Consider the following 19,727-nt stretch of genomic DNA (forward strand, 5'->3'; position numbering starts at 1 on the left):
CGTCACGCCGTGGCGGCCGCCTCCCGCTGCACCCGCTCGTGCTCGGCGCGGACGGCGGCGGCGTGCGGGTCGGTCCGGTCGTCGTAGGCGAGCAGCCGCGGCAGCGCGGCGGCGACCGCGAGGACGGCGACGACGCAGGCGACACCGCCGGCCCAGACCGCGGCGCGCACGCCGACCAGCCCGGCCATCGTGCCGGCCCGCACCTGGCCGAGCTGGGGGCCGACGGAGTAGCTGAGCATCTCCACCCCGGCCATCCGGCCGCGGACCTCGTCCGGGATCGACTGGTTCCACATGGTCGACCGGGCGAGCCCGCTGATCTGGTCGGCGCCGCCGGCCAGGGCCAGCCCGAGCAGCACCAGCCAGATGCTCCCGGACAGCCCGGCGAGCGCCATCGCCGCACCCCAGCCGACGGCGGCGGCCACCAGCAGCCGCCCGTGCCGGTGGATCCGGGACGTCCAGCCGCTGGTCGCGCCGACCAGCAGGGCGCCGACCGCGGAGGCCGCGTACATCGGGCCGAGCGCCCAGTCCGCGCCCAAGTCCGAGGCCAGGAAGGGGAAGACGGCCACCGGATAGGCGAACAGCATGGCGCAGAGGTCGATCGCGTAGGTGCCGAGCAGGTCCTTGCGGCTCCAGGCGTACCGGACGCCGGTGAGCACCGCCCGTACCGACGGCCGCTCGGCGCCGGTGGGCGGCGGGACGGCCCCGATCCGGACGAGCAGCAGCAGCGAGGCGACGAAGGTGAGCACGTCCAGCGCGTAGGCGGTCTGCACCCCGGCGAAGGCCACCACGACGCCGGCCAGTGCCGGCCCGGCCACCGAAGCGGCGTTGTGGTAGAGGGACTTGAGGGCGAACGCGGCGGTCAGGTGCTGGTGCGGGACGATCCGCGGGGTGAGCGAGTCCAGCGCCGGGCGCTGCAGGCCGTCGGCGGCCGCGACCAGCGCGGCGACCAGGTAGATCGGCCAGAGCAGCGGGTGCGGCAGCAGGGCGTTGAGCAGCAGCAGCCCGGCCAGCAGACCGAGTGCGGCCTCGGAGCGCAGCACCAGCTTGCGGCGGTCCAGGGCGTCGGCGAGGGCGCCGCCCCAGAGGCCGAAGACGATCAGCGGGAGGAGTTCGACGGCGCCGACCAGGCCGACCGCGAGGGAGGAGCCGGTGAGCTCCTTGATCTGCATCGGCACGGCCACCAGGGTCAGGAAGCTGCCGAAGCTGGTGATGCAGCCGGAGGTCCAGAGGTAGCGGAAGTCGCGCGAGGCACGCCAGGGCGCCAGGTCGGGCGTGAGCGAGCGCAGCAGCGTCCGGGCCCGCCCGGGTTCGGTGGTGTGCGGAGGTTCGTCGACGGTCACGAGCCGTCATCCTGCGGTGGCGGCGGCCGGTCCCGCAAAGGGTTTTCGAAGGGTTTCCGAGCGGCGGCGCGTTGTGTACACATGGAGCATTGCGTGTGCTTGGGCGCATGACGCAGCCGTTGCCCGTGGAGTCGATCCGCTCGGCTTCAACACCACCGCACTCGTGTCGCAGCCCGAGCGTCGACGCCTGCGCATGGGCGACTACCGGGTCGTCTGCACGATCGACGACGGACAGCTGGTGGTGTGGATCGTCCACGTCGGCCCCCGTTCCACGACCTACACCACGTGATGACGCAGCGTCGGTGAACAGCCGCGCGTGATCGGGACCTACCAGCGGCTGATCGCGGGGGCGGAGGTCAGGCGGGCGGCGAGGGCGGCGAGGCGGTCCAGGGGGGAGCGGCGGGCGGGGAGCTGCCCGGCGGCGGTGCTGACCAGGTGTTGGGCGAGGTCGAAGGGCTCCTCGGCGGCGGTGCCGACGGCCAGCCGCTCGTGGGCGAGCCCGCCGAGGTCGCCCGGTTCGGCGGGGGCCGCGCCGTCCAGCGCCAGGACGGTCGCGCCCTGCCGGCGGGCGTCGTGCACCCGTTCCAGCAGCGGGGCGCCGGCCGCCCCCGGGGCCACCACCAGGACGGTGGCGCCGCGCCCGGCCGCGGCCAGCCGGCGCAGGTCGTGCGCCAGGTGGGCCGGGGCGCCCGCCGGGGGGTGGTGCCGCAGCAGGGTGGGCGCCAGCCGGGGGACGGCCGACCAGGCGGCCTCGTCCTCCAGGTGGGCGGCCAGGTGCCAGGGTTCGTACGCCTCGGTGCCGACCAGCAGCAGTCCGCCGGCCCCGCGCCGCTCCACCGAACGCCGCAGCGATCCGGCGAAGCCGCCGACGGCCTCCAGCCAGCCCGTGCCCGTCAGTCGCTCCCGGAGTGCCGAAACTCTCACCGCGTCCATGCGGGCCAGGATGTCGCGCGGGGCCGGAGATTTGGCAGGATCGGCCCATGACTTCCCTCGATTCAGCGACAAACCCGGCCCACGAACTGCCGGACGTCTCGCAGCTGGTGGTCGGCGTCCTCGGCGGCACCGGCGACCAGGGGCGGGGCCTCGCCCTGCGGCTGGCCAAGGCCGGCCAGCAGGTGATCATCGGCTCCCGCGACGCCGCCCGGGCCGAGGCCTCGGCCGCCGAACTCGGCCTCGGCGTGCGCGGCGCCGACAACGCCACCGTCGCCCGGGAGAGCGACGTGGTGATCATCGCGGTCCCGTGGGACGGCCACGCCGCCACCCTGACCGCGCTGCGCGAGGAACTGTCCGGCAAGATCGTCGTCGACTGCGTCAACCCGCTCGGCTTCGACAAGCAGGGCGCGTACGCGCTGAAGCCGGAGGAGGGCAGCGCCGCCCAGCAGGCCGCCGCGCTGCTGCCGGACTCCCGGGTCACTGCCGCCTTCCACCACCTCTCGGCGGTGCTGCTGCAGGACGAGTCGGTGGAGGAGATCGACACCGACGTCATGGTGCTCGGCGACGAGCGGGCCGCCACCGACGTGGTGCGCGCCCTGGCCGCCCGGATCCCCGGCATGCGGGGCATCTACGCGGGCCGGCTGCGCAACGCCCACCAGGTCGAGGCGCTGGTGGCGAACCTGATCTCGGTCAACCGCCGCTACAAGGCCCACGCGGGCCTGCGGATCACCGACGTGTGATCTGCAGGCCACTGTGTCGACCTCACCTCAGGGGTCTGTCGCCGAAATCTCGCCCGCCCCGGGCGGACGACGCGATCTCGACGACAGACCCCTGGGCCCGCTCCGGAGGTGAGGTCGGCGACAATGGGTGGCGGCCGCGACCCGGTCGGCCGCACCCGTTCTAGGAGCCTTCCGCCATGCCCCGCACGTCCCTGCTCGCCCTGATCGTCGTCGTCCTCGCGCTGGCCGCCGCCGTCTTCTCGCTGGTCCAGGGCTTCTGGCTGGGCCTGATCTGGCTGCCGCTGGCCGGTGTGGCCAGCAACGTGCTGTGGCTGAACCGCCGCCGGGCGAAGATCGCCGACGCTGCTGCGGCGGCTCAGCAGGGCTGACCGGGCGGCGCCGGTGCCGGTCGGCGCTAGTTCTTCCAGAAGCTGAACAGGTACCGGCCGAGCGTCGCGTAGTCCTGGTCCACGCCGAACAGGTTCATCAGGCCGTGGACGATCCCGAAGAAGAACGAGTTCACCTCGGGCTGCCACAGCAGCGCGAACACCGCGAGCATCCCGTACGGCGCGAACGGCTCCACCGCGCGCCGGGTCTTGTACGACAGCCAGGGCTCGACGATGCCGTAGCCGTCCAGGCCGGGCACCGGCAGCAGGTTCAGCACCGCCGCGCTGATCTGGAGGAAGCCGAGGAAGCCGAGCGCGCCGGAGAACGGCGAGATGGTCAGCTCGTAGCCGTTCCAGAACGCGTGCACCGTCGGGTCGTCCAGCCAGCCCGCACCGATCGGGATCAGCAGCGCCGCCGCGATCAGCAGATTGACCAGCGGGCCGGCCGCCGAGACCAGGCTGTGCTTGAGCCGGCCCTGGATCCGGTGCCGCTCGATCCAGACCGAGCCGCCGGGCAGGCCGATGCCGCCGAGGATCACGAAGACGATCGGCAGCACGAAGCTGAGCAGCACGTTGGTGTACTTCAGCGGGTTGAGGGTGAGGTAGCCCTTGGCGCCGACGGTGATGTCGCCGCCGTGCAGCGCGGTGCGGGCGTGGGCGTACTCGTGCAGGCAGAGCGAGACCATCCAGCCCGCGACGACGAACAGGAACACCCCGAAGGACGCGTTGCCGTAGCCCGCGTACACCGCCCAGCCGGAGGTGCCGAGTATGGCGAGGAGCACCCAGAACACCGGGCTGATCCGGCGGTCCTCGCTGCGGGAGCGCGGCGTGGCGGCGAAGGTCATGGTGTGGGTGCTCCGTGGGCAGAGGGAACGGGTGGAACGGGTCGGCCCCGATCATGCCGGGCGGGCCGGTGAGCGGACAAGCCGCTCCGGATGAACGTCCGGCCGTCCGGCCGCGTTCCTCGGCAGGCCTCCGCGGTCCTTCCGCGCGGACGGGGCACGGAACAATTGTGCGTCCCCATCGCCGCCGATCGACCAGAATGGTCCGGTGCACTACGGGATCCTCGGGACGACCACGGCCCACCACGACGACGGCACCCCGGTGCCCCTCGGCGGCGCCCGGCTGCGGGCGCTGCTGACCGCGCTGGCCCTGCGGCAGGGCCGCCCGGTGCCGGCCGAAGTGCTGGTGGACGAGGTCTGGGACGCCGAGCCGCCGCAGGACTCCTCCGCCGCACTGCAGACCCTGGTCGGCCGGCTGCGCCGCACCATCGGCCGGGACGAGATCGGCTCCGGCCCGGCCGGCTACTGGCTGACCGGCCCCGCCACCGACCTCGCCGACTTCCAGCGGCTCACCACCGAGGGCCGCCGCGCGCTGGACGCCGGGGACCACGCGCTCGCAGCCGAGCGGCTGCGCGCCGCCCTGGCGCTCTGGCGCGGCCCCGCCCTCGCCGACCTGCCGGACCGCACCGGCCCGGGCACCCGGTTGGAGGCCCAGCGGGACGAGGCCCGCCGCCACCGGATCACCGCGGACCTCGGGCTCGGCCGGGCGGCCGAGCTGGTGGCCGAGCTGGCCGAGCTGTGCGAGCGCCAGCCGCTGGACGAACCGCTGCAGCTGCTGATGATCCGGGCCCTGCACGCGAGCGGCCGCACGGCCGAGGCGCTGCGCCACTACGAGCGGACCAGGCGTGCCCTGGCCGATGAGCTCGGCGTCGACCCCGGGCGTCAACTCCAGTCCCTCCACGCCGAGTTGCTCGCACCGGTGGCGCAGGCGGTACCGGAGCCCGGTCCGGCCCCGGCACCGGCACCGGCCCCGGCGCCGAAGCCGCAGCCCGCCGCCCAACTCCCGCGAGCCACCGGCAATCTGCGCGGCCGGCTGACCAGCTTCGTCGGCCGCGAGTCCGATCTCGCCTCCCTGCGCGAGTTGTTGACGGACCGCCGGCTGGTGACCCTGACCGGTCCCGGCGGCTCGGGCAAGACCAGCCTCTCGGTCGAGGCCGGCCGGGCCGAACAGGCCTCCGGGGCCTGGCCGGACGGCGTCTGGGTGGCCGAACTCGCCCCGCTGGAGAGCCCGGAGGCGGTGCCCGCCGCCGTGGTCTCGGCGCTCGGCCTGCGCGAGATCGTGCTGCACAGTGCCAGCATGGTCGCCGAGGTGATCGAGAAGCGCGTCGAGGACCCGCTGCGCCGCCTGGTCGAGCACTGCGGGCACCGCCGGATGCTGCTCGTCCTGGACAACTGCGAGCACCTGATCCAGGCCGCCGCCGACCTCGCCGACGCGCTGCTCGCCGAGTGCCCCGGGCTGACCGTGCTGGCCACCAGCCGCGAGCCGCTGGGTGTGCCCGGCGAGACGGTGCTGCCGGTGGAGCCGCTGCCCGACCCGGTCGCGCTGCGGCTGTTCGCCGAACGCGCCGCCGCCGCCCGGCCCGGCTTCGACCCGGCGGGCGATCCGGAGGCCTGCGCGGAGATCTGCCGTCGCCTGGACGGGCTGCCGCTGGCCATCGAACTGGCCGCCGCCCGGCTGCGGGTGATGACGGCACGCCAGATAGCCGACCGGCTGGACGGCCGGTTCGCGCTGCTCACCGCGGGCAGCCGCACTCTGCTGCCGCGCCAGCAGACCCTGCGCGCGGTGGTCGACTGGAGCTGGGACCTGCTGGGCAAGCGGGAGCGGGCGGTGCTGCGCCGGCTCTCGGTGTTCGCGGGCGGCTGGCAGCTGGAGGACGCCGAGGCGGTCTGCGCCGACGGCGTCGACGTGCCGCCGGGGGAGGTCGCCGACCTGCTGCTGTCGCTGGTCGACAAGTCCCTGCTGGTCGCCGACCTGGACGGCGCCAGCCTGCCGCGCTACCGGATGCTGGAGACCATCCACGAGTACGCGGCCGAACGCCTCGCCGCCTCCCCCGCCGAGCGCGCCGCCACCGAGGCCCGCCACCTGGCGCACTTCCGCTCCGTGGTCGCCGGCTCCGACCTGCACATCCACGGTCCCCGGCAGCTGTACTGGCTGACCGTGCTGGAGCGCGAGCAGGACAACATCAGGGCCGCGCTGCGCCGCGCGGTCGACCTCCGGGACGAGGAGCAGGCGCTCACCCTCACCCTCGGCATGAGCTGGTACTGGTCGCTGCGCAACTACAGCCTGGAGGCCAGGAGTTGGTACAACGCGGTGGCCGCGCTGGGCCCGGACCCGTTCGGTCCGGACGCCCCGCCGCCGGTGCCGCTGGAGCGCACCGTGCTCTCGTACGGCCTGCCGATGCCGGAGGGGGTCGTCGAGGAGGCCCGCCGACTGCTCGCGATGTACCGGCTGATCGGGCTCTTCGAGGGGAACCTGGAGGTGCTCGGCGACCCGCAGGCCGTCGAGGTGGCCCAGCGGCTCCTGGACGTCTACACCCCGGAGCTGCCGCAGGCCTACCGCTTCCCCGGTCTGATGCGGGTCTTCGGCGCCTTCCTGGCCGGCCGGCTGGACGTGATGAAGGACCTGCTCGACGACGCGGTCGCGGGCTGCGAGCGCCACGGCGACGCCAACGACATGGCGTTCGTCCTGCAGCTCCGGGCCAAGATGATGAACGACTGGCCGGGCGGGGAGGAGCAGAGCGTCCGGGACGGCGAGCGCTCCCTGGAGCTGTACCAGCAGGCCGGCAACCTCTGGGGGATCTCCCAGGCGCTGTCCGCGCAGGGCGAGTCGCTGGCGAATCGGGGCGAGCCGGAGGCCGCCGCCGCCGCGTACGAGCGGGCGATCGAGCTGGCCGAGGAGCTGGGGGCGCCGCAGGAGGTGCCGATGCTGCAGGTGAACCTCGGCAACGCCCTGCTGGAGGTGGACCTGGAGCGCGGCGAGCGGATCGTCCGGGAGGCCCTGGCCTCCCTCGACTCCCCGGGCACGAACCAGTCCAGCACCGGCGCCTGGCTGTTCGGCTACCTGACGCTCTGCGGCGTGCACGCCCAGCGCGGCGAGTACGCGCAGGCGCTGGCCGAACTGGACCGGCTGCGCGAGGCGAAGCTCGGCTTCTTCGCGCCGAGCGTCGTCTCGGGGCTGCTCAGTTCGGCCCGGGGCTGGATCGTGGCCCGGGCCGGAGACCCGGAGCAGGGGCTCGAACTGATCCGCGAGGGCCGGCGGACGCTGCGGTCGGTCACCACGGCCTCCGGTTTCGTGGAGCAGATGACGGTCATGATCGTGCCGGCCGTGGTCGGGGTGCTGCGGGAGTTCGCCGCCCGCGACCGGGACCTGGAGCGGGCCGGGCTCGCGGCGCTCCTGCTGGGCGCGCACAACGGGCTGAACGGCCCGAAGGGCGGCTACCTGGACCGCGTCGAGCGCGAGCGGGCGGCCGTGGCCCTGCGGGACATGCTGGGCGACGCCGTGTTCGAGGAGGCGTACGCCCGCGGCGTGGGGATGACGCCGGACCAGACCCAGGCCCTGCTCTCGGAGTTGATCGACTAGGGCCTGCCCGGCAAGATCCGCCGGACAGCCCTAGCAGGTGTCCGGTCGGGAGGCATCGAGTAGGTGTGGGCACGGCGGCCGGTGCCCGTCCCCTGGTCACCGGCCGCCGGGCCCGTACGACGGCCGGCGCCTGTCCCGGGCGCCGGCCATCCCGTCCGTCGGCCTCCCCCGAAGGGAGGCGGGCCGACGGTGGTCCGCAAGGTCAGGTCCGCTTGCGGAAGCGGGCGACCGCGAGCGGGGCGAAGATCGCGGTCGAGGCCGCGGACCAGATCAGCACCACCATCACCGGGTGGGCCACCGCCCCCTCCCCGTTGAGCAGCGCGCGGGAGGCGTCGGCCAGCGCGGACAGCGGGTTGACCTTGGTGAAGGCCTGCAGCCAGCCCGGCATGGTGCTCGTCGGCGCGAAGATCGAGCTGCCGAACTGCAGCGGCATCAGGACCAGCATGGAGACGCCCTGGACGGCCTGGGCGCTGCGCAGCGACATGCCCAGCAGCATCGAGATCCAGACGATCGACATGCCGAACACCAGCGACAGGCCGATCGTGGCCAGCAGCTCCGGGATTCCGGTCTTCAGCTCGAAGCCGAGGATGAACGCGAAGGTCAGCAGGATCGCCGAGGAGAGCAGGGCGCGCAGCGTCTCCGCCACCATCTTGGACAGCAGGACGGAGGCCCGGCCGATCGGCAGGGTGCGGAACCGGTCCATCACCCCGGTCTGGAAGTCGGTGTTCAGCCCGGTGCCGACGGCCAGCGCCAGTGTCATGCCGGTCTGCCCGAGCAGGCCGGGGATCATGAACTGCTTGTACCTGTCCGGGTCGTCGGCGAAGATCGCGCCGCCGAAGACGTAGACGAACAGCACGGTGAAGATGATCGGCATCAGCACGGCGTCGAACATCGACTCCGGGTCGGCCTTGATCCGCATCAGGTTGCGGCGGGTCAGCGCGCCGATGTGGCGCAGGGTGGCGGCCAGGCCGATGCGGTCCTCGGCGTGGGTGTCCCCGGCCCGGGCGGGGGCGAGCGTGGCGGTGGTCATGCGACGGGCTCCTTGACGAGGTCGGCGGCGGCCGCGGTGGCCGCGTCGGCGGTGGGCTTGCCGGTGATGGCGAGGAAGACCTCGTCCAGGCTGGGCACCTTGGTGTCGATGCCGGCGATCGCGAAGCCGCGTCCGCCGAGCACCCCGATCACGGTGGTGAGCTGCTGCTCGTCGACGAGCGGCACCGCGAGCAGGCCGTCGTCGGGGGAGAAGGTGGCGGAGCGGATGCCGGTCTCGTGCAGGCAACGGGCCATCTCCGGCAGCTCGGCCGGGTGGGCCGGGCGGACCTGGAGGATCTGGCCGCCGACCTTGGCCTTGAGCTCGGCGACGCCGCCGTTGGCGATCACCCTGCCGCGGTCGATGACGGTCAGCTCGTTCGCGAGCTGCTCCGCCTCCTCCATGTACTGGGTGGTCAGCAGCACGGTGCTGCCCTCGGCGACCATTCGCTGCACCTCGTCCCAGACCTCGTTGCGGGTGCGCGGGTCCAGGCCGGTGGTGGGTTCGTCCAGGTAGAGCACCCGGGGGCGGCCGATCATGCTGGCGGCCAGGTCGAGGCGCCGGCGCATGCCGCCGGAGTAGGTCTTGGCGATCCGCTTGGCGGCGTCGGTGAGCGAGAAGCGCTCCAGCAGTTCGGTGGCGCGGGCCTTGGCCTCGCGGCTGGAGAGGTCGAGCAGCCGGCCGATCAGGTAGAGGTTCTCGTAGCCGGAGAGCAGTTCGTCGACGGAGGCGTACTGGCCGGTGAGGCCGATCGTGCGGCGCAGCTGCTTGGGCTGGCGCAGGACGTCGTAGCCGCCGACGAAGGCGGTGCCGGCGTCCGGCTTGATCAGGGTGGAGAGGACCCGTACCAGGGTGGTCTTGCCGGCGCCGTTGGGGCCGAGCAGGGCGAGGACGGTGCCTTCGCGGACGGTGAGGTCGACCCCGTCGAGGGCCTTGGTGGCGCCGAAGTGCTTGACGATGCCGTGGACCTCGACGGCGTTGCCCGCGGCGCTTCCCCGGTCGTTCCGGGCGGTGGCGATTCGTGTCATGCCTTCAGGTTGTCCGCCCCGGCTGTCAGCCCCCTGTCAGCGCGGAGGCGGCCCGGACGGCCCGCTGCCAGCCGGCTGTCACGCTGCTGTCACGGGTCGGCCGGGCATGACAGCGGCCCCGCTCCGGCGTGCGGAACGGGGCCGTGCGCGTGGCATCAGTGGAAGCTGTGCTCCTCCGCCGGGAAGGCGCCGCCGCGGACGTCCTCGGCGAACGCCCGGGCGGCGTCGCCCAGGACGGTCCGCAGGTCGGCGTACTTCTTGACGAACTTCGGCACCCGCCCGGCCGTCATGCCGGCCATGTCGGTCCAGACCAGGACCTGGGCGTCGGTGTCGGGCCCGCCGCCGATGCCGACGGTCGGGATCGCCAGCTGCTCGGTGACCTGGGCGGCCAGCTCGGCCGGCACCGCCTCCAGCACCACCGAGAAGGCGCCCGCCTGCTGGACGGCCTTGGCGTCGCGCAGCAGCTGGTGCGCCGCCTCGTCGCCGCGGCCCTGGACCGGGTAGCCGCCGAAGGCGTGCACGGACTGCGGGGTGAGGCCGATGTGCGCCATCACCGGGATGCCGGCCTCGACCAGCAGCTCGATCGAGCGGGCGCTGCGCTCGCCGCCCTCCAGCTTGACCGCGCCGACCCCGGCCTCCTTCATCAGCCGGGCCGCGTTGTGCATGGCCTGCGCGGGGGACTCCTGGTACGAGCCGAACGGCAGGTCGGCGACGATCATCGCCCGCTTGGTGCCGCGGACGACGGCGGCGGAGAGCATCACCATCTGATCCATGGTCACCGGCACGGTGGTCTCGTAGCCGAGGTGGCAGTTGCCCGCCGAGTCGCCGACCAGCAGGACCGGGATGCCGGCCTCGTCGAACACGCCCGCGGTCAGGGCGTCGTAGGCGGTCAGCATCGACCACTTCTCGCCGCGCTGCTTGGCGGTGGCGAGGTCGCGGACGGTGACGCGGCGGTTGGTGACCCCGCCGTAGAGCGTGGCGGTCGACGCCTGGTTCTGGGCAGGCGAAGGCGAAGAAGCGTTCATGGAACGGGCTCCTGAAGGGTTGTCGTCTCGTGGCGCCGTGCGGCGTCCCCGGATCACCTCCATGCTTGCACGCCCCGGCGCGGGCGCAAAGAGGGGTGCGTGCGTCCCGGTGTGCTCCGTGCCACACCCGTCGGGCTTTGCCGTGTTTTTACGAAACGGACTCGTCTCGTATCGTATTCCCCGCTACTCTGGTGCGGGGGGTTACGAGACGTCTGCGGTTCGGAATTCGCGCCTCGGAATTGCCCGCCAGTGCCACGCCAACACGGACGGGAAAGACCATGACCACCGCCGCTGCGCCATCACGCGTACCGGAAGCCATCCACCGTCGGCGCTGGGCGATCCTCTGCACCCTGGTGCTCGCCCTGCTCGTCGTCGTGCTCGACAACTCGATCCTCAACGTCGCGATGAAGACCATCGCAACCCCCGCTCCGGTCGGCCTCGGTGCCACCCAGAGCGACCTGGAGTGGTCGATCAACTCCTACACCCTGGTGTTCGCCGGGCTCCTCTTCACCTCGGGCCTGCTCGGCGACCGCTTCGGCCGCAAGCTCGCACTGCTGGCCGGCATGGTGGTCTTCGGGATCGCCTCGCTGCTGTCCGCGATGGCCGGCTCGCCCGGTGAACTCATCGGCTTCCGCGCCCTGATGGGCGTCGGCGCCGCGCTCGCGATGCCCGCCACGTTGGCGATCATCATGAACGTCTTCGAGCGTTCCGAGCAGCCCAAGGCGATCGGCATCTGGGCCGGCGCGGTCGGCCTGGCCATCGCCATCGGCCCGATCACCGGCGGTCTGCTGATCGAGCACTTCTGGTGGGGCTCGGTCTTCCTGATCAACGTCCCGGTCGTGATCGTCGCGGTGATCGCGATGGCGATCCTGGTGCCGGAGTCCAAGGACCCCAACCCGGGCAAGCTCGACCCGGTGGGCGTGCTGCTGTCGATCATCGGCCTGGTCGCGCTGATCTACGGCATCATCAAGGGCGGCGAACTGGCCGACTTCACCGCCGCCGAGGCCTGGGCGCCGACCCTGGTCGGCGTGGTCGCGCTGGTCGCCTTCGTCTGGTTCGAGCGCCGCACCGCGTTCCCCGCACTGGACGTCACCTGGTTCCGCAACAAGGTGTTCAGCGCCTCCGTGGTGGTCGTCGGCGTGATCTTCTTCGCGCTGATGGGCGTCTCGTTCTTCGGCGTCTTCTACATCCAGAGCGTGCGCGGCTACAGCGCCCTGCAGGCCGGTCTGCTGATGCTGCCGCTGGCCCTCGGCCAGCTGCTGTTCGCGCCGCGGGCCCGGCTGGTGGTCGACCGCCTCGGGGTCGCCCCCACCGCCGCCGGCGGCATGCTGCTGGTCGCGCTCGGCTTCGTCGGCTACACCGTGCTGACCGCCAGTACCCCGATCTGGGTGCTGATGGTGCTCGGCCTGGTCATGGGCACCGGCATGGCGCACGTCATGCCGCCGGTCACCGTCGCGATCATGGGCTCGCTGCCCCGCGAGAAGGCCGGCGCCGGCTCCGCGGTCAACAACACGTTCCGCCAGGTCGGCGGCTCGCTGGGCGTCGCCGTGCTCGGCGCGCTGCTCTCCACCGTCTACCGCGACGGGATGGCCGACACGCTGACCCACCTGCCCGAGAACCTGCGGGACAAGGCCGGCGAGTCGCTGGAGGCCACCCTGGCCATCGCCGACCGGATCCCGGGCGGCGCGGCGCTGATCACCCCCGCGAACGACGCCTTCATCCACGCCATGCACGTGGTCGCCGGGGTCTCCGTGGGCATCTCGGTGGTCGGTGCGCTGGTCGCCTGGTTCCTGCTCCCGCGCCGTACGGCCGCGCCCGGCGGCCCGGCGGGGTCGGCGGAGCCGGCGGGCGCGAACGCCGAGCAGCGCGACCAGTCCCGGCAGGCCGCGGCCGCGGACGCCTGACCGGCGGACGCCCGCTGACCGGCGCACGTCCACGGAGGTCTGCCGACGCCCGCGGACGTCCGGACGGGGGCCGGAACGGCCCACGGCCCAACGGCCGATGACGACTGAGTGACAATGGCCCTGCCACCCCGAAACACGCCAGGGGTGGCAGGGCTCGGTCCGGCGGGCCCCCGCCCGCCGTACGGACCGCCCACGACACCGACGGCGCCCGCGCGCCCGGGGACAGCGAGGGAGAACAGCGGGGATGAAGACGGACACCCCGACCGCCGACACCGGGCAGGCCTGCGCCGCCGTACGCCGCGGCCGGCCGCGCAGCGAGGCGGCCGAGCAGGCCATCATCGCCGCGGTCGTGGACCTGATGGCCGGCGGCACGACGCTGTCCGAACTCACCATCGAGGGCATCGCCACGGCCGCCGGCGTCGGCAAGGCCACCATCTACCGGCGCTGGCCCAACAAGGAGGCCCTGCTGGTCGACGTGGTCGGCAAGCTGGAGGTCCCGATGCCGGAGCCGACCGGCGCCAGCGCCCGGGACGACCTGATCGAGATGATCGACTACATGCGCCGGCGCGGCCTCGCCAAGCGCACCCGCTGGGTGCTCAAGGCCGCCCTGGGCCAGATGCACAGCCTCCCCGAGCTGCACAACGCCTACCGCGAACGGGTGATCAAGCCGCGCCGCGAGGCCGGCCTGGCCCTGATCCGCCGCGCCGTGGACGAGGGCGTGCTGCGCGCCGACCTCGACCTGGAGCTGCTCGGAGACCTCCTGATGGGCCCGATCCTCTACCGCAGCATCCTGTGGGACGACTCCGACCTGGATGACCCCGACCTGGCCCGCACGATGGTCGACTCCCTGCTCGAAGGCCTCTCACCGCGTTAGTGCCGATACTGACCACCTCGGACGTGGCCTGGCTCACCAAACCGGGCCACGCCGGAACCCGCTCCGAAAGCGTGACGTCTGTCCCGGCATAGGCTGAGCCGGGAATCCGATCGAACCGGCACCAGTCCGGCCCTGCGCCCGTACCCCGCGGGCCGGACTCCGGACCGGCAGACGGCACGAGCGAACGGAGCCACGAATGGCGCAGGCGGACAGGACCGAACGGATCGCGGCCCCCGGCGGAGCCGACGACGCGGCCCCCGCGGCCCGCCCCGGCGGCTTCCTCGGCCTGCGCACCTGGGGCCGCGACGCCCGCGGCGCCACCACCTGGCGGCGCGGCCTGGTGGTCGCCGCCCTGGCCGTGCTCACCGCCGCGCTGCTCGCCTTCCACGCCGAGGTGCCCAACGGCGTCGGCAACCTCGGCAGCCTGCTGGAGACCTTCCTGCCCTGGCTGGGCCTGGCCGTCCCGGTGCTGCTGGTGCCCGCGCTGCTGCGCCGCTCCGCCACCGCGCTGCTCGCCCTGCTGCTGCCCGTCGTGCTCTGGGCCAACCTGTTCGGCGGCCTGCTGACCGACAAGAACGGCGGCAAGGGCGACTGGACGGTGGTCAGCCACAACGTCGCCGCCGGCAACACCGACGTGCCGGGCACCGTCCGCGGGCTGGTGGCCTCCGGCGCCCAGATCGTCGCCCTGCAGGAGCTGGCCGGCACGGCGCTGCGCTCGTACGAGACCGGGCTCGCCGGGGCCTACCCGTACCACACGGTGCAGGGCACGGTCGGGCTCTGGTCGAAGTACCCGATCGAGGGGATCTCGCCGGTGGACCTCAGGATGGGCTGGACCAGGGCCTTCCGGGCCGAGGTCAGCACCCCGCAGGGCCCGCTCGCGGTGTACGTCGCCCACCTGCCCTCGGTGCGGCTGAAGGCCGAGGGCGGCTTCACCGTCGACCAGCGGGACGTCAGCGCGCAGGCGCTCGGCGACGCGATCCAGGCCGAGCCGGTCAAGAAGGTGCTGCTGCTCGGCGACCTCAACGGCACCATGAACGACCGCAGCCTGGCGCCGGTCACCTCGCAGATGCGCTCGGCCCAGGGCGCCGCCGGGGACGGCTTCGGCTTCAGCTGGCCGGCGTCCTTCCCGATGGCCCGGATCGACCAGATCATGAGCAAGGGCGGGCTCAAGCCGGTCGACTCCCGCACCCTGCCCCGGGACGGCAGCGACCACCTCGCGGTGGCCGCCACCTACCGGTACTCCTCGTAGCCTCAGCCGCGGCGCCAGCGGTTGGTGATCGGCAGGCGCCGGTCCCGGCCGAAGTTCTTCACCGAGACCTTCGGGCCCGGCGGGTACTGGCGCCGCTTGTACTCGGCGGTGTCCACCAGCCGCACCACCCGGTCCACCACGGCCGGGTCGAAGCCGGCCGCCACGATCGCGTCCCGGCCCTCGTCGCCCTCGATGTAGCGGTCCAGCACGCTGTCCAGCAGGTCGTAGTCCGGCAGCGAGTCGGTGTCGACCTGGTCGGGGCGCAGCTCGGCGGACGGCGGCTTGGTGATCGTGTTCTCCGGGATCGGCGGCACCTCGCCGCGCCGCTCGGCCTCCTCGTTGCGCCAGCGGGCCAGCCGGAAGATCAGCGACTTGTAGACGTCCTTGATCGGCCCGAACGCGCCCACCGAGTCGCCGTACAGGGTCGAGTAGCCGACCGCCAGCTCACTCTTGTTGCCGGGCGCGAGCACGATGTGCCCCTCCTGGTTGGAGATCGCCATCAGCAGGGTGCCGCGCAGCCGGGACTGCAGGTTCTCCTCGGCCAGGCCGGTCAGCTCGGTGGCGGCCAGGTAGGCGTCGAACATCGGGGCGATGGGGACGGTCCGGAAGTGCAGCCCGGTGCGGCGGGCCAGGTCGGCCGCGTCGCCCTTGGAGTGCTCCGAGGAGTAGCGGCTGGGCATCGAGACGCAGTACACGTTCTCGGCGCCGATCGCGTCCACCGCGATCGAGGCCACCAGTGCCGAGTCGATGCCGCCCGAGAGGCCGAGGAGCACCGAGCGGAAACCGTTCTTCTCCACGTACGCCCGGGTGCCGGAGACCAGCGCGGCCCAGATCTCGGCCTCGTCCGACAGCCGCGGCGCGACCTCGGCGGTCAGCTTCTCCGCGGGTGCGGGCCCCGGCTCGCCGCCCAGCTCGGAGCGGACCAGGTGCAGGCCGTCGCTGAGCAGCAGGCCGTCGGTGTGGTCGCTGCTGGCGGGCGGCAGGTCGAGGTCCAGCACCAGCAGGTGCTCCTCGAACTGCGGGGAACGGGCGATGACCTCGCCGTCCGCGCCGACCACGATCGAGTCGCCGTCGAAGACCAGCTCGTCCTGGCCGCCGACCATGTTGACGTACGCCAGGGTGCAGCCCGCCTCGACGGCCCGGCGGCGGACCAGCTCCAGCCGCTGGTCGTCCTTGTTCCGCTCGTACGGCGAGCCGTTGATCACCAGCAGCAGCCCGGCCTCGGCCTCGCGGGCCGCGGTCACCCGGCCGCCGTCCTGCCAGATGTCCTCGCAGATGGCCAGCGCGACGTCCACCCCGTGCACCCGGACCACCGGCAGCTGGTCGCCCGGGACGAACCAGCGGAACTCGTCGAACACGCCGTAGTTGGGCAGGTGGTGCTTGGCGAAGCGGGTCACCACCTCGCCCCCGTGCAGCACGGCGGCGCAGTTCTGCGGCGATCCGGCCGGCCGGTTGAAGCGCGGCGAGGCGTGCTCGGAGCGCCCCAGGTAGCCGACCACCACCGGCACCTCGCCCAGCCCCTCGGCCGCCAGCCGCCCGGCCAGCTCGACCAGCGCGCCGCGCGAGGCCTCCACGAACGAACGGCGCAGGGCGAGGTCCTCGACCGGATACCCGGTGAGGGCCATCTCGGGGAACGCGACCAGCTGCGCGCCGGCCTCGACGGCCTGCTTGGTCCAGCGCACCACCTCATCGCTGTTGCGGGCGAGGTCACCGACCCAGGGGTCGATCTGGCTCAGGGCGAGACGGAGATTGGGCATGGCTCAAAGTGTAATCGTCTATCTGACGCAATGTCCCGGCCGGGGGTCGGTCCGGGGGTGGAGCAGGGGGTCGGCACTGCCGTCCCGGGCGATGATCGGCCATGATGGGGGCAGTCGCAGCGAGGGGTCGCCGGGAGGCCTCCGGGGCGTAACACGAGCGTAAAGAGCAGAGGTGAGACTGTCCCCATGGGCAAGCAGCAGCAGTTCGTGCTTCGGACGCTCGAAGAGCGTGACATCCGGTTCGTCCGGCTGTGGTTCACCGACGTGCTCGGGTTCCTCAAGTCGGTCGCGGTGGCGCCGGCCGAGTTGGAACAGGCCTTCGAGGAGGGCATCGGGTTCGACGGCTCCGCGATCGAGGGCTTCGCCCGGGTGTACGAGTCCGACATGATCGCCAAGCCGGACCCGACGACCTTCCAGATCCTGCCGTGGCGCTCGGAGACCCCGGGCACCGCCCGGATGTTCTGCGACATCCTGATGCCGGACGGCTCGCCGTCCTACGCCGACCCGCGGTTCGTGCTCAAGCGGACCCTGGAGAAGGCCTCCGACCTGGGGTTCACCTTCTACACCCACCCGGAGATCGAGTTCTTCCTGCTGAAGAACCTGCCCGGCGACGGCACCGCGCCGATCCCCGCCGACCAGTCCGGCTACTTCGACCACACCCCGCGGGGGGTCGGCCACGACTTCCGCCGCCAGGCGATCACCATGCTGGAGTCGATGGGCATCTCGGTGGAGTTCTCCCACCACGAGGGCGCCCCCGGTCAGCAGGAGATCGACCTGCGCTACGCCGACGCGCTGTCCACCGCCGACAACATCATGACCTTCCGTCTGGTCATGAAGGAGGTCGCGCTGGAGCAGGGCGTGCACGCCAGCTTCATGCCCAAGCCGTTCTCCGAGCACCCCGGCAGCGGCATGCACACCCACGTCTCGCTGTTCGAGGGCGACCGCAACGCCTTCCACGAGTCCGGCGCCGAGTACCAGCTCTCCAAGGTCGGCAGATCCTTCATCGCCGGCCTGCTGAAGCACGCCGCCGAGACCGCCGCCGTCACCAACCAGTGGGTGAACTCCTACAAGCGCATCTGGGGCGGCTCCCAGCGCACCGCCGGCGCCGGCGGCGAGGCGCCGTCCTACATCTGCTGGGGCCACAACAACCGCTCGGCGCTGATCCGGGTGCCGATGTACAAGCCGGGCAAGCAGGGCTCCACCCGGATCGAGGTCCGCTCCCTCGACACCGGCTGCAACCCCTACCTCGCCTACGCCGTCACCCTCGCGGCCGGCCTGAAGGGCATCGAGGAGGGCTACGAGCTCCCGCCCGGCGCCGACGACGACGTGTGGGCGCTGTCCGACTCCGAGCGCCGCGCCCTCGGCATCCAGCCGATGCCGCAGAACCTCGGCGAGGCCATCGACCTGATGCAGCGCAGCGAACTCGTCGCCGAGACGCTGGGCGAGCACGTCTTCGACTTCTTCCTGCGCAACAAGCGCCAGGAGTGGGAGGAGTACCGCTCCGAGGTCACCCCGTTCGAGTTGCGCAAGAACCTCCAGGTGCTCTGACGGTCGGTCGAACGCCAGGCGGGCCCGCTCCGGTCGGAGCGGGCCCGTTCTGTTCGTGCGGACGAGTGTCGCCCGTACTCGCTAATCCGTTGAGCCGATCTGATTACTCTGCAGCGGTGCGCACCGTGGCCGGGTGGCGAGGGGACGTATTCAGAAGATCCGTTTTGCGGATCATCCTGGAGTGTCATGCGTACTCGAATCACCACCCTGGTCCTCTCCGGACTGGCCTCGGCCACCCTCGTCCTGGGTGCCGGTCACACGGCCTACGCTTCGACCTTCGTCGAGCACGGCACAGCCTCCGAGTCGGCGGAGGCCCAGGGCGACTGGGTCGACAGCCTCATGCTGCTGGCCCGGGAGGACACCGGCTCCTCCACCAGAACCTGGACCTTCACCGGTCGCAGCATCTCGCAGTCGGACACCACGGAGCCGCCCGCCGCCACCGAGCAGGGTGACCCGGGCCAGGCGGGCGAGGGCGACCCCGAGCGCGGCCAGCCGATGGGCGAGCAGTCGGCGCTCGGACTCCCCATGGGGCAGGGGGCCGGCGGCGAGTTCTGCGACGAGGACGCCCACGGCAACCACGGGCTCCCCGAGTGCATCTGCCCCCCCGGCGAACACGGGGAGCACGGGGAGCACGGGGAGCACGGGGAGCACGGTGGTCACGAGGGCCACGGCGAGCACGGGGAGCACGGTGGTCACGAGGGCCACGGCGAGCACGGCGAGCACGGCGGCCACGAGGAGCACGGCGAGCACGGCGAGCACGGCGGCCACGAGGAGCACGGGGAACACGGCGAGCACGGCGGCCACGGCGGCCAGGGCGGACAGCAGCAGGGTCAGGGCAACGAGCAGAACCAGGGCCAGGGCCAGAACCAGGGCCAGAATCAGGGCCAGAATCAGGGCCAGGACCAGGGCCAGGACCAGGCGCAGGGTCAGGACCAGAGCCAGAACGTCGACCAGAACGTCGCTCAGGACCAGAACGTCGCCCAGAGCCAGAACGGCCAGCAGAGCCAGGGGCAGGACCAGCACGTCGACGTGACCGTCATCGTGCAGAACAACGTCAACAACAACCTCAACAACAGCGCGAACAACAGCGCCGCCAGCACGGCGAACAACAGCTCCACCAGCAACTCGAACAACGCCGCCAACAACTCCGCGAACAACAACGCGCAGAACTCGGCCTCGCAGTCCAACCAGCTGTCCAACCAGCAGAGTCAGACCAACCAGCAGTCCGCGCACAACCTGAACAAGATCAAGTTCGTCGCGGAGGAGCGGCCGTACAAGGCGGTCCACCACGGCGGCTCCGGGCACGAGATGAAGCCCGGACACCACCACCACGGGGAGCTGGCCCACACGGGTGCCCAGGGCACGCCGATCATGCTCGGGCTCTCGGCCGCGCTGCTCGCGGCCGGTGCGGCAGCGATGAGGTTCGGCCGCCGCCGCGCGTGAGCGGCGTGGCTCCAGACGGGCACCGCCCCGGCCGGTCGACGGCCGGGGCGGTGTGCTGTGGGCGTTCGGGGG

At 72.5% G+C, this 19,727-nt stretch carries 15 protein-coding genes and 1 pseudogene; 9 read left to right on the forward strand and 7 right to left on the reverse strand.

The genetic code is table 11. The features are described 5' to 3' along the window. Positions 1–2: 2 nt before the first annotated feature. Positions 3–1,340 (reverse strand): MFS transporter, encoded by a 1,338-nt coding sequence (locus CRP52_RS23230; protein ID WP_097238154.1) that lies wholly within the window; start codon positions 1,338–1,340, stop codon positions 3–5. Positions 1,341–1,411: 71 nt separating this feature from the next. On the opposite strand from CRP52_RS23230, the pseudogene CRP52_RS37150 reads away from it, so the two are divergent. After that, positions 1,412–1,629: pseudogene (locus CRP52_RS37150) on the forward strand (type II toxin-antitoxin system RelE family toxin). A 38-nt stretch (positions 1,630–1,667) separates the two neighbouring features. Here CRP52_RS37150 and CRP52_RS23240 read toward each other — a convergent pair. After that, positions 1,668–2,273 (reverse strand): hypothetical protein, encoded by a 606-nt coding sequence (locus CRP52_RS23240; RefSeq protein WP_097238156.1) that lies wholly within the window; start codon positions 2,271–2,273, stop codon positions 1,668–1,670. A 47-nt stretch (positions 2,274–2,320) separates the two neighbouring features. On the opposite strand from CRP52_RS23240, the gene npdG reads away from it, so the two are divergent. Then, a complete protein-coding gene (npdG, locus tag CRP52_RS23245) occupies positions 2,321–3,013 on the forward strand; it encodes an NADPH-dependent F420 reductase (RefSeq protein WP_097238157.1) in 693 nt (230 codons plus the stop codon). A 176-nt stretch (positions 3,014–3,189) separates the two neighbouring features. Then, complete coding sequence (locus CRP52_RS23250) at positions 3,190–3,381, forward strand: hypothetical protein (protein WP_097238158.1); 192 nt, start codon at positions 3,190–3,192, stop codon at positions 3,379–3,381. 26 nt (positions 3,382–3,407) lie between these two features. On the opposite strand, the gene CRP52_RS23255 is transcribed toward CRP52_RS23250, so the two are convergent. Then, positions 3,408–4,223: a site-2 protease family protein gene (locus tag CRP52_RS23255; RefSeq protein WP_097238159.1), complete on the reverse strand. Its 816-nt coding sequence runs from the start codon at positions 4,221–4,223 to the stop codon at positions 3,408–3,410. Between the two features lie 205 nt (positions 4,224–4,428). Here CRP52_RS23255 and CRP52_RS23260 point away from each other — a divergent pair, with 205 nt between their 5' ends. Beyond that, complete coding sequence (locus tag CRP52_RS23260) at positions 4,429–7,800, forward strand: AfsR/SARP family transcriptional regulator (protein WP_097238160.1); 3,372 nt, start codon at positions 4,429–4,431, stop codon at positions 7,798–7,800. 202 nt (positions 7,801–8,002) lie between these two features. On the opposite strand, the gene CRP52_RS23265 is transcribed toward CRP52_RS23260, so the two are convergent. The 3 genes from CRP52_RS23265 to panB form a co-directional block, all read right to left on the reverse strand. Continuing rightward, a complete protein-coding gene (locus tag CRP52_RS23265; RefSeq protein ID WP_097238161.1) occupies positions 8,003–8,830 on the reverse strand; it encodes an ABC transporter permease in 828 nt (275 codons plus the stop codon). Beyond that, positions 8,827–9,855 (reverse strand): ATP-binding cassette domain-containing protein, encoded by a 1,029-nt coding sequence (locus CRP52_RS23270; RefSeq protein ID WP_097238162.1) that lies wholly within the window; start codon positions 9,853–9,855, stop codon positions 8,827–8,829. The genes CRP52_RS23265 and CRP52_RS23270 overlap by 4 nt, the downstream gene beginning before the upstream one ends. Before the next feature lie 155 nt (positions 9,856–10,010). Beyond that, positions 10,011–10,880 carry a 3-methyl-2-oxobutanoate hydroxymethyltransferase gene (gene panB, locus CRP52_RS23275; RefSeq protein ID WP_030056941.1) on the reverse strand — a complete coding sequence of 290 codons (870 nt, stop codon included), beginning with the start codon at positions 10,878–10,880 and terminating at the stop codon, positions 10,011–10,013. Between the two features lie 278 nt (positions 10,881–11,158). Between panB and CRP52_RS23280 the strand changes: the two genes are divergently transcribed. The 3 genes from CRP52_RS23280 to CRP52_RS23290 all read left to right on the forward strand — a co-directional run bounded on the left by CRP52_RS23280 (position 11,159) and on the right by CRP52_RS23290 (position 14,907). Further along, positions 11,159–12,784 (forward strand): MFS transporter, encoded by a 1,626-nt coding sequence (locus CRP52_RS23280; protein ID WP_097238163.1) that lies wholly within the window; start codon positions 11,159–11,161, stop codon positions 12,782–12,784. A gap of 244 nt (positions 12,785–13,028) precedes the next feature. Then, positions 13,029–13,658, forward strand: coding sequence for a TetR/AcrR family transcriptional regulator (locus CRP52_RS23285; protein WP_097238164.1), 630 nt, complete (start codon positions 13,029–13,031; stop codon positions 13,656–13,658). Positions 13,659–13,854: 196 nt separating this feature from the next. Beyond that, positions 13,855–14,907 carry an endonuclease/exonuclease/phosphatase family protein gene (locus CRP52_RS23290; RefSeq protein ID WP_097238165.1) on the forward strand — a complete coding sequence of 351 codons (1,053 nt, stop codon included), beginning with the start codon at positions 13,855–13,857 and terminating at the stop codon, positions 14,905–14,907. A gap of 2 nt (positions 14,908–14,909) precedes the next feature. Here the strand turns inward: CRP52_RS23290 and CRP52_RS23295 are convergent, their stop codons facing one another. After that, a complete protein-coding gene (locus CRP52_RS23295; RefSeq protein ID WP_097238166.1) occupies positions 14,910–16,664 on the reverse strand; it encodes an NAD+ synthase in 1,755 nt (584 codons plus the stop codon). A 186-nt stretch (positions 16,665–16,850) separates the two neighbouring features. Here CRP52_RS23295 and glnA point away from each other — a divergent pair, with 186 nt between their 5' ends. Together glnA and CRP52_RS23305 are read left to right on the forward strand one after the other, a co-directional pair. Beyond that, positions 16,851–18,212 carry a type I glutamate--ammonia ligase gene (gene glnA, locus CRP52_RS23300; protein ID WP_097238167.1) on the forward strand — a complete coding sequence of 454 codons (1,362 nt, stop codon included), beginning with the start codon at positions 16,851–16,853 and terminating at the stop codon, positions 18,210–18,212. A 186-nt stretch (positions 18,213–18,398) separates the two neighbouring features. Beyond that, the gene (locus CRP52_RS23305) at positions 18,399–19,655 is read left to right on the forward strand and encodes a hypothetical protein (protein ID WP_097238168.1); all 1,257 of its coding nucleotides are present in this window, start codon (positions 18,399–18,401) and stop codon (positions 19,653–19,655) included. Positions 19,656–19,727: the final 72 nt, after the last annotated feature.

It is taken from the genome of Streptomyces sp. 1331.2, assembly GCF_900199205.1.
Classification (GTDB): domain Bacteria; phylum Actinomycetota; class Actinomycetes; order Streptomycetales; family Streptomycetaceae; genus Kitasatospora.

Excerpts from the sequence above, each read along its gene's own strand:
- CRP52_RS23295 (WP_097238166.1), bottom strand. The coding sequence starts at position 16,664 with ATGCCCAATCTCCGTCTCGCCCTGAGCCAGATCGACCCCTGGGTCGGT.
- CRP52_RS23285 (WP_097238164.1), top strand. The coding sequence starts at position 13,029 with ATGAAGACGGACACCCCGACCGCCGACACCGGGCAGGCCTGCGCCGCC.
- CRP52_RS23250 (WP_097238158.1), top strand. The coding sequence starts at position 3,190 with ATGCCCCGCACGTCCCTGCTCGCCCTGATCGTCGTCGTCCTCGCGCTG.
- CRP52_RS23255 (WP_097238159.1), bottom strand. The coding sequence starts at position 4,223 with ATGACCTTCGCCGCCACGCCGCGCTCCCGCAGCGAGGACCGCCGGATC.
- glnA (WP_097238167.1), top strand. The coding sequence starts at position 16,851 with ATGGGCAAGCAGCAGCAGTTCGTGCTTCGGACGCTCGAAGAGCGTGAC.
- CRP52_RS23265 (WP_097238161.1), bottom strand. The coding sequence starts at position 8,830 with ATGACCACCGCCACGCTCGCCCCCGCCCGGGCCGGGGACACCCACGCC.
- CRP52_RS23240 (WP_097238156.1), bottom strand. The coding sequence starts at position 2,273 with ATGGACGCGGTGAGAGTTTCGGCACTCCGGGAGCGACTGACGGGCACG.
- CRP52_RS23270 (WP_097238162.1), bottom strand. The coding sequence starts at position 9,855 with ATGACACGAATCGCCACCGCCCGGAACGACCGGGGAAGCGCCGCGGGC.
- CRP52_RS23290 (WP_097238165.1), top strand. The coding sequence starts at position 13,855 with ATGGCGCAGGCGGACAGGACCGAACGGATCGCGGCCCCCGGCGGAGCC.
- panB (WP_030056941.1), bottom strand. The coding sequence starts at position 10,880 with ATGAACGCTTCTTCGCCTTCGCCTGCCCAGAACCAGGCGTCGACCGCC.
- CRP52_RS23280 (WP_097238163.1), top strand. The coding sequence starts at position 11,159 with ATGACCACCGCCGCTGCGCCATCACGCGTACCGGAAGCCATCCACCGT.
- CRP52_RS23305 (WP_097238168.1), top strand. The coding sequence starts at position 18,399 with ATGCGTACTCGAATCACCACCCTGGTCCTCTCCGGACTGGCCTCGGCC.
- npdG (WP_097238157.1), top strand. The coding sequence starts at position 2,321 with ATGACTTCCCTCGATTCAGCGACAAACCCGGCCCACGAACTGCCGGAC.